General features: G+C 55.4%; 7 protein-coding genes and 2 pseudogenes. 2 read left to right on the top strand and 7 right to left on the bottom strand.

The genetic code is table 11. From position 1 onward, the window contains the following. From ACP7E0_RS34510 to ACP7E0_RS34540, 7 genes and pseudogenes are all read right to left on the bottom strand, one after another. Positions 1-119 (bottom strand): annotated as a pseudogene (locus ACP7E0_RS34510) (sugar ABC transporter permease); the annotation flags it as partial. A gap of 179 nt (positions 120-298) precedes the next feature. Further along, the gene (locus ACP7E0_RS34515) at positions 299-1,609 is read right to left on the bottom strand and encodes an ABC transporter substrate-binding protein (RefSeq protein WP_426131828.1); all 1,311 of its coding nucleotides are present in this window, start codon (positions 1,607-1,609) and stop codon (positions 299-301) included. A gap of 254 nt (positions 1,610-1,863) precedes the next feature. Continuing rightward, the gene (locus ACP7E0_RS34520) at positions 1,864-2,820 is read right to left on the bottom strand and encodes a sugar-binding transcriptional regulator (protein ID WP_426131830.1); all 957 of its coding nucleotides are present in this window, start codon (positions 2,818-2,820) and stop codon (positions 1,864-1,866) included. A gap of 29 nt (positions 2,821-2,849) precedes the next feature. Further along, positions 2,850-4,409, bottom strand: coding sequence for an FGGY-family carbohydrate kinase (locus ACP7E0_RS34525; RefSeq protein WP_426131831.1), 1,560 nt, complete (start codon positions 4,407-4,409; stop codon positions 2,850-2,852). Positions 4,410-4,910: 501 nt separating this feature from the next. Further along, positions 4,911-5,222 (bottom strand): hypothetical protein, encoded by a 312-nt coding sequence (locus ACP7E0_RS34530; protein ID WP_426131833.1) that lies wholly within the window; start codon positions 5,220-5,222, stop codon positions 4,911-4,913. 1,684 nt (positions 5,223-6,906) lie between these two features. After that, positions 6,907-7,392, bottom strand: a pseudogene (locus ACP7E0_RS34535) (HWE histidine kinase domain-containing protein); the annotation flags it as partial. A gap of 460 nt (positions 7,393-7,852) precedes the next feature. After that, positions 7,853-8,008 (bottom strand): hypothetical protein, encoded by a 156-nt coding sequence (locus ACP7E0_RS34540; RefSeq protein WP_426131834.1) that lies wholly within the window; start codon positions 8,006-8,008, stop codon positions 7,853-7,855. A 359-nt stretch (positions 8,009-8,367) separates the two neighbouring features. Here ACP7E0_RS34540 and ACP7E0_RS34545 point away from each other — a divergent pair, with 359 nt between their 5' ends. Beyond that, the gene (locus ACP7E0_RS34545; protein ID WP_426131836.1) at positions 8,368-8,610 is read left to right on the top strand and encodes a hypothetical protein; all 243 of its coding nucleotides are present in this window, start codon (positions 8,368-8,370) and stop codon (positions 8,608-8,610) included. A 120-nt stretch (positions 8,611-8,730) separates the two neighbouring features. After that, positions 8,731-9,010 (top strand): KUP/HAK/KT family potassium transporter (locus ACP7E0_RS34550; protein WP_426131838.1); only part of this gene is annotated, 280 nt, incomplete at its 3' end.

The raw sequence follows: 9,010 nt of genomic DNA on the forward strand, positions 1-9,010 counted from the left end.
TAGTTCTGGAAGGAGAACCACAGCGTCATCGCCAGTGGCACGATCATCCAGATCAGGAGAAGCCCGACAGACGGGGCCATCATCCAGCGCGCAAGCGCCCGCGTATTCTGCGTAGCCATAAATCTACTCCCCCGAAAACCGCGCCGATAACTTGAAGCCCCTATCGGACTAGGACATTCTGACGCCGATAAAAAAGCCTGGCCCCGTCACACAGAGAGAAGATCACTGTCGAAGGGAACCAGGCCTCAGTTTCAGCCCGGACCGCATATCCGGGCCGCTCTTCCTTGGGAGGGAAGCCTTATTTGATGTAACCGCCGCGCGTCATCTCGCGGGTGGCGGCTGTCTGTGCCTGTGCGAGTGCATCGTCAACCGTCATCTGGCCGGCGAGCGCTGCCGAGAAGAGCTGACCGACCGTCGTGCCGAGACCCTGGAATTCCGGGATCGCGACGAACTGTACACCGACGTACGGGACAGGCTTTACGGTGGGCTTCGTCGGGTCGGCGGCATTGATCGAGTCAAGCGTCATTTTTGCGAACGGAGCCGCCTTTTGGTATTCGGCGTTTTCGTAGAGCGACGTGCGCGTGCCCGGAGGTACGTTGGCCCAGCCTTCCTTCGCGGCTACGAGAGCGAGATACTCCTTACTGGTTGCCCAGGAAACAAACTTCTCGGCTGCTTCTGCTTTTTTCGTTCCTGCCGGAATGGCCAGGTTCCAGGCCCAGAGCCAGTTCGCACGCTTGCCCAGGCCGGTATCCGGAGCGAGAGCGAAACCGACCTTGTCGGCCACCGTCGAGTCCTTCGGGTTGGTCACGAAGGACGCGGCCACCGTGGCATCGATCCACATGCCGCACTTGCCCTGCTGGAACAGCGCCAGGTTTTCGTTAAAGCCGTTCGAGGATGCGCCATCCGGGCCTGCGTCCTTCATCAGCTTTGTATAAAAGTCGAGTGTCGCCTTCCACTCCGGCTGGTCGAACTGGGGCTTCCAATTCTCATCGAACCAGCGAGCGCCGAACGAATTCGACATCGTCGTGAGGAAGGCGGTGTTTTCGCCCCAGCCTGCCTTGCCGCGAAGGCAAACGCCGTTGATGCCAGCTGCGCGATCAGTCATCTTGCGCGCGGCCTCACCGATGAACTCCCAGGTCGGAGCATCAGGCATTTTCAGGCCGGCCTTTTCGATCAGGTCCTTGCGGTACATGACCATCGAGCTTTCGCCGTAGAACGGTGCGGCGTAAAGCTTGTTGTCTGCGGTCAGACCGGCGCGGATGGCCGGAAGAAGGTCGTCGACGTCATAGTCGGGGCCGAGATTGTCAAGCGGCAGAAGCCAGCCTTGCTTCGCCCAGATCGGAACTTCATACGTGCCGATCGTCAGCACGTCGTACTGGCCGCCCTTTGTTGCGATGTCCGTGGTAACGCGTTCGCGCAGCACGTTTTCTTCGAGGGTGACCCATTCGAGCTGGATGTCAGGGTTCTTGGACGTAAAGTCTTCCGTCAGGCCTTGCATGCGAACCATGTCGCCATTGTTAACCGTCGCGATCGTAAGCGTTTCCGCAGAGGCCTGGCTGAAGGCGAGCAGAGACGTCGCGCTGAGCAGCGCGCTAATCAAAATTTTCATGATATCCTCCCATGTGACGTGAACACTTACTCACGTCCTGCATGTATGTTCAGACCATGTTTTTTTGGTACTGTCAAGGATCCGTGGATGACCATACTGGTGCACGCGCGTTGCCGAGACGCCCAGAAAAAATGACCCATGGACGCACGGAACCTACTCCTGAGGACAAGCAGGCGTTACCTTGTTGCGAGCGATGCATTTAAATCATTGACTTTTATCTCAATTTAATAACTCGCCCCACTGGCAGGCCGGAATTAGTCTTTTAGTTTTAAAATCAATATGGCCGTCCGCTCATCAGTGATCAGTCCGTTGATAACTTCTCCGCTCATAGCAGAAAAGATCGGTAACGCTTTTTTGTCGCCGGATGCGACGCCTACCACTAAACTTTCTCGGGAAGTAGCCAACGGAACAGATGTCGTTCGAGTGTTAATGCCACCTTCAAGGACCTGCCCCGCCCGGTCAAAGCTCCATCCCGTGATCTCGCCGACAGCGCCCAGACGTATTTGCATCAGGAGCTCTTCGCGAGTAACAAAACCATCAACGTATTGCTGAGCGTCAAGATCCATCTGCCCGACGCCGACAAGCGTCACGTCTGCCTTTTGCGCGAGCGCGTGCGTGCGTTGAACAACGCGAAGCGACGTCAGAATGTCGCGCTGCTCACCTGTGTCCGCAAGAACGGGCAATGGGACAGGGAAATGTCGTGCCTTTGTCAAGTCGGCAAGGCGGCTGAGGACGTCATAGAAACTTGCCGAACCGTCATCGGCTATGTTTCCTACTAGAGCCACCAGCGTATGATGAGGGCATTCCAGTGGCTGCATCTGATCGACGGCAGCGCGTAAGGTTCTTCCTGTTCCAATTGCAAGCAGGGTCGGCGAAGCTGCCGCCAGCGTCTGTTCAATGAAAGCAGCCGCACTAGAGGCGACACCTGATATCGATTCGGGCTTGTCGGGATCAGAGGGCACAACATCGCAATATTTTAGGTTAAACCGGGTCCGCAACGCCTCAGACAGTTCCATTGTCGTGGCGATTCGATGTTCAAATCGAAACGTAACAAGCCTATTCGACAAGGCAAGCGACACCAAACGCTGGGCGGTTGGCCGAGACACCCGAAGTTTTTGCGCGATCTCCTCCTGCGTATTGCCGGCTATAAAATAGAGCCATGCCGCTCTGGCCGCTGTTTCGAGTTTTGCGTTCTCCGTATCACCTGCCAACGGTCTTCTCCAATGTCATGAATCCAAAATCATGTTCGACCGAAGCCGGCCGACAGCGTTCGCATAACATGCAGTAGGATTGGATCCGAAGCGAGAGCCAGATAATTGGGGTAGACATCTCGATAAATTTTTGATCTCGGCGGGTTCGGCGCGAATTTCTTAAAGGACTTGCAGCCGAAACGTTGATAGCCCTCGGCAAAATCGGATATAACCCCAGAAGCAACGGCCGCGTGGATAGCTGCGCCCGACGCAGACGCAAAACGGATATCAGCCACGTTGACCATGCGGCCAAGAACGTCGCAGATTGTCTGGACGATAAATGGATTTTCCAAAGCCACTGTGCCGGTCAGAATGGGTTGCTCGACGCTGTAACCATCGACCTCAGCTCGTTCGATGATAGATTTTATGCCAAACGATAAGCATTCAACTAACGCCTGGTAGATCTCGACCGGGGTCGTTGTTATTTTGAGTCCCATCAGCAGCCCACTCAAGGCGTTGTCGGCGAATGGAACACGATTGCCGCCGAACCAGTCTAGAGCAAGCATCTGCCCTTCGGCCGCGTCAAGCATCGCGGCTTGATCATTGTACCATTGGAAATCGATCTCCGCGTTTCCGGCACTCGGGAATGTTTGAACGAACCATCCGAGCATATCCCCGAACGCGGCCTGGCCAGCTTCACAACACCAACTATTCGGTAAGGCTGCACCGTAAGCACCAGCTTCGTAACCCGCGGGAACGTTTCCTGGAACTCCTCCACCTCTCAGGAAGCCGGAAGACGTTCCCAGTACCCCGACAAATGTACCGTCAAATTCTGCTGACACGGCGGGAAGAACCGCGTGGGAATCGATGCTGGCAACGGACACGATAGGATCGCCCAGAATTCCCGTTCTTGCTAACCATGCCTCGGTCAGATAGCCGGCAACCTGTCCCACCGAAGTAGGTGCTATGACTCTTGAAGAGAGCCCTGGAACAACTTCATCTGATGGATAGCCGTTGTCATAAGAGTAGAGCGCTTTGTAGCAAGCGAAATCCAGACTGCGGCATTCCCTGCCTGTCAACTGCCAGACCAACCAATCCCCGACTTCAATGTATCGTTCGGCATCCTGCCATATGTCAGGTGCTTCAATTTGTAGTTCAAGCGCCTTGGCAAGCAGACCTTCACCAGAGACACTTGCACCGGGTCGCGTGACACTAAGCTTTTTGTTGATTTGTTCTGCGTGGTGTTGCGCGAGGCCGTGCTTCCAAAGTTTAATGAGAGCATTCGAGTTTGCTGGATACTTTTCAACCAGTAACGACCCATTTGCGCTTGTTGGTAGAGGCGATGACGCTGTCGCAGCAATGCCGATCCCGACAATCTTTCGGTTGCCACCAAGCCGCGAAAGGACGTTCTGGCAGCACACAAGATAATCTGACGGCATGTGAAGGGCGGAACCGTGTGGCAGCCTGGAGCCGTCTGAGAGACGCTTATCGATGAGACCGTTGCGATAATCTGATACCGCGCTGTCTAACTGAACTCCGCTTGCAATATCGATCAACACGCCACGAACCGATGCTGTGCCAAAGTCCATTCCAATAAGATATCTTGCCACCTTAAAATTTCCTCATGCGATTGTGGGTCACCGCCGGCCAGGTTGAGCCGCTAATTTGATCGGAAATTGTTTTTTTTGCAAAGCGTCGACATGGGACGGAACCATATCCCTCGGACTGTACTCGCAGATACACAAGTCCAGGTTGGAAAGTTTTTGGGCGGGAGCATCAAATTGTCCTATGGTTGTCACGACAATGGTTTGCGACCCGCACGACATCGCCAACGTTTTTAGGCACCCAGGAATCCGATTTTTCCTCGACTCGTTGCTTGCGACGATCATGGACATCCGCATGCAGAATGTTGGGAAGGCAACGACGGCGGAGGGTGTCGAAATGGAAAGGCATTCTCGCGGGTTGCAGCGATTTGCAGGGCTCCCGGTTTCTCGTCCAATGCCTTTGGCAGCCCTCAGGCCTCAATCTTTCCTCCCGACCTTACACCTTCGAGACCGGTCCCTTCGTCATCATTCGGTCGAAACCATCAAAAGCACCGAGTCCCACACAACCTAACGACGGGACAGACCATTACGCTCAAGTCGTCTCTGGCCGGCAAGTTCTTCAAGTTCCGTTCGAATGTGATCCCCTACCGCTGCGACCGAACTAGAGGCTACGGTACGAACGTCGCTGAGGCCAAAAACAAGTAATAATTCAGTTTCCATCTGACGACCAGGCATCACAAGATGGCCGTAGCTCCCCATCCAGAGCATTCCATCTCGGCGTTGCCAGACACTCCTCACTTGCAGCGTCTCGATGTCTATGCCGTAGTGCGCGAAAATTAATTCGGCCTTGTAGGCATCTGTCCCGTTCTTGGAGTACATCCGCTTTCCCCACGACTTGCTAATCTGGACAACCTGTAGGCGCATTCTAACGCCGAATGCAGCTAAATCAAGGACCGGGAAGACCACGCAGAGACGGCGTTTTAAGTCACTTCGGGGCGCCGCTGATGCTTTACCCCCAAGGCTTTAGCTCCATTTGATCAAAGCTCTGATCTTTACTCAATCCAAGTGGGCATTTCACGTCCTGTTGCCGGTCGGTATGATGATGCGGCACAATTTCGGTAGACCATTGCGGCGCGCAAATTACCGGGCCGTTATACCCTTCATACCCGCAGACCAAGCACGGTCACGACAGACGCTGCGCCTCGGCAACGTGGGGTGCTGTTAGCCGCTTTGAACTGCTCGCGAAGCGCTGGCGGAAACACTGAAGCTTCATTTCATGCCCGATATCGATGCGGGCCGCGTTCAGGAAATCGAAGGGCTCGACACCCAGATCGCGCGGCCGGAATTCGCAGGGCCATCATGCGAGCCACCTGCCGGTCACCATGATCGTTCCTTCGCTTGGCCGAATTGCCGGGCTTGCAGCACTTGTGCAGCAAACACCATTGCTGAGGCCATCGATCGCCGTGTCGACGCCATCCGCGGTGCGCCGTGTAGTCTGGCGAGCCGGCAGCCAACGGCTTTGTCAGGAAGAGGTTGACGGGTCGCTTCAGGATATAATCGATCGAGCAACGACCAACGGTCGGGGCACCATGGAGACAATCGACGCAATAGAGGAAGTCTTGAAAAATCTGCCCATTATGTGCGTAGATCAGCCACATCCTAACGACATCGAAAGGAAACTATGAAAGGCGCGCCCTCACTCACGGACGCGGGGCGAAGAAAAGTAATGATCCTTACAGGTGGACATATCGAAGCCCAACCGACAAGATGTCAAAAAGGTCAGTGACCTGCACGAGCTGCGGCGAATATCTGCGCATGCTCCTTCGGAATCCGTTACGATCGACGCGGAGGTTCGCAACCATAGTACCTACACCCACAACGCGGGCAGCATGGACGAATGGTCGCTGACGTGGACGAAGGTTGATGGCGAGACCGAAGTCGTTGATTGATCAGGAGGCCGTCGCGCAACAGATGACAGATTGCCGGGCATCGACTAGCCTGCTCACATGGAGGACTCAATGGTAGAAAAAATCGACGGTTACGAGCGCTTAGGAAACATCATCGGCGTGGTTCTCTCGGTAGCCGCCTACGACATGGTCGCATACCCCCTGTTCAAGTGGTGGCTTGAGTGACCGACAGCTTAAGCATTTTCCATAACGCCGGAATATTCATAGGGATCGCCGTCGCGGTTGCAGGCTTAGGCGTTGTCGTAATATGGCGGCTCGGAAGGAATTGACAATCGCGAGACATTGTTTTCTTGTAACCAAACTCGTGGGTCTCGAACGCTGCCGGTTTTGAGGGCCTCCTGGCATTGCTGGTGAGCCCCGTCTTTGTCACAAGATTTCGGCCAGTGCCAAATACCTGAGACGGCCGTCTCGCCATATATGCGACAATACCGTCTATTGTACGTCCCTCGATGCACGTAAAAGCCAATTCGGCCGTCTACGTCGAACCTATCTTGCCCGCGGAAATTGAGTACCGCGCATGGACGGGCGACGGTAAGCGCAAGATGCATCGTTCAAGGGCCTGATAGATGCTGACGATGCGCGAGAATAATACCGGATTACCGAAGCGTGATCGCTACGATCCGATTTCCCGAACCTTGGACATCGGCGCTTGGAACGTCGCTGTGAAGCCGCTGGGAAGATAAGATGCCTCGACCCGTCCCCGCTATCCCCATCCCAATGAGGCGTGAGCCAAACCCTTGGCGGGTTGGCTCGAAAACCGGCGGTCCGCCCGTTTCAATCCAGGTCATCGACAGGCTAGGCACACCACTTACATCTATCACCGACCACTGGATGGATATTCTCCCGCTGTGGTTTGAGCGCGCACCGTATTTGATCGCGTTGGTCGCAAGCTCGTGCAGTATCATCGAAAGTGCCAGTCCGGCTTTTGGGCCGAGAGTGACCGTTGGCCCTCCCAGCGTCCTCCGTTTTTCATCGCAGTGAAGGGTGAGTACGCTGAGCAAGATTTCCGCGGATGACCAGTTTTCCCTCAATAGTATGTCGTGAGCTTGGCTAAGCGCCTGGATGCGCCCGGTGAAGGCAGCGACGGAACGTTTCCGCCTGAGCCAATGCCTCCGCTTCCGCCCGTCGGTGCTCGCTTAACAGGCGTTGCGCCTCCGCCTCGGATGACTTTTCGTGCAGGGATTTCCGAGTTCCAGCTGAACCATCACTTGCTTTGCCAAAAGCCGTAGGGTGTCCTGTTGAACCTCGTCCAATACCAGGGGCACATACCCAGGCACGCAGACCGTGCCGATCGGATACCCCTCGGCAGTCTTGAGAATTGCCCCGGCGTAAAATCGGATATGAGGATCGCCGCGGCATTCCTGGCCGCTACCGTCGTCGCGTTCTTACTTGCCGTCACCATTGCTCTGGAAGCTAAGAACATGGCCAACGAGGTACGATACCGCCAGACCGCTTACGGGGAATATAAATGTCTACCTCACAGTGACCTCGAAAGGGTGCGATGCACAGGGTAACAACCACGAGATGGTAGTAGCATTCGATCTAGGAGACCCGGTCGTCGTCGGCACAATCACCCCTGTATTCCGTCCCGTCGTCACCCTTCGGGCGTCGGTGAGGCGGATCGAGGATCGGTTCGACTTCCGAGGGCGGCATGCCGAAGCGAGGACGGACGCTTTCGAACGGTATGATCCAGGTCATTATGCCCCCTGTTTACTGTATCCGGACATGCCAAATACCAGATGACTTAGTGACGACCCAAAGTCAGTCTTCAAGTTGTTGTAATCGCTTCAGGCTGCCTGACCTATCAGCGCTCGGCGGCATGGCATGGCCCAGGGCTTCCACATTCATGCCTCCTCGTTGTTAGGGATGTCCTGCACCTCCAATCGTTCCCTGTAGAGTTTCCGCATGGCCTCGAATGCCCTGGAAGCTGTCGCGCGAGCACGCGGCGACGCACCCCGGGTCGGCAATGCGACATGATCGGCGGCTTTTTGGCACAGTCATGAAATTCTCATTCAAAAATGGCATGTGTGCGAGGCAACTATCCGTCGGAGATGCTCATGCGCGAGAAAGAACTTCGTGAGATCGAAGGGATCGCGGAAACGATCAGGCAATTCGCGACGCCGGGTATGAAACCCAAGGCGCTTATTGCCGCGGTGAAGGAACGGCATCCGGAAGCCACCAAGAAGGAGATAGCCCGCGCGGCATTTTTGAGTGTCATCCTGTCCGCTGAATATGACCCCGAAGACACGCAAGCGCTCCATGACATGGCAATGGACACACGTGACAGCACTGAAAACTAGTAGAGCCAACTCGCGCGCATTCGTCATTCAGCCGGGACAAATGCGATAGTTGCCGGGAACGCTGCGTTGCACCATATAGTGTGAACGCAATTCAGAGCGCCAAGCAGCGCTGGAGTATCCATGACAGCAACCATCGACGCCGACCCTGCCCAGAAATCCGATACGCGAAAGTTTCTCGTCCTACTTCTCGGTTCGATCGGGGTGGTTTACGGCGATATCGGTACGAGCCCGCTCTATGCCTTTCGGGAAGCCCTTCGGCCGTTCTCCCACGACGGTATCAGTCAGCAGGAGGTCGTCGGTTTGATATCCCTGATGGTCTGGACACTGACGATCATCGTCACCTTCAAATATGTTCTCTTCCTGCTGCGTGCGGACAACGACGGCGAAGGAGGTACGCTTT

The sequence above is a fragment of the Pararhizobium sp. PWRC1-1 genome (genome assembly GCF_049897905.1).
GTDB lineage: Bacteria > Pseudomonadota > Alphaproteobacteria > Rhizobiales > Rhizobiaceae > Pararhizobium.

Bases quoted from the DNA above. Each gene is read 5' to 3' on its own strand.
- ACP7E0_RS34515 (WP_426131828.1), bottom strand. From the start codon at position 1,609: ATGAAAATTTTGATTAGCGCGCTGCTCAGCGCGACGTCTCTGCTCGCC.
- ACP7E0_RS34540 (WP_426131834.1), bottom strand. From the start codon at position 8,008: ATGACCTGGATCATACCGTTCGAAAGCGTCCGTCCTCGCTTCGGCATG.
- ACP7E0_RS34545 (WP_426131836.1), top strand. From the start codon at position 8,368: ATGCGCGAGAAAGAACTTCGTGAGATCGAAGGGATCGCGGAAACGATC.
- ACP7E0_RS34530 (WP_426131833.1), bottom strand. From the start codon at position 5,222: ATGTACTCCAAGAACGGGACAGATGCCTACAAGGCCGAATTAATTTTC.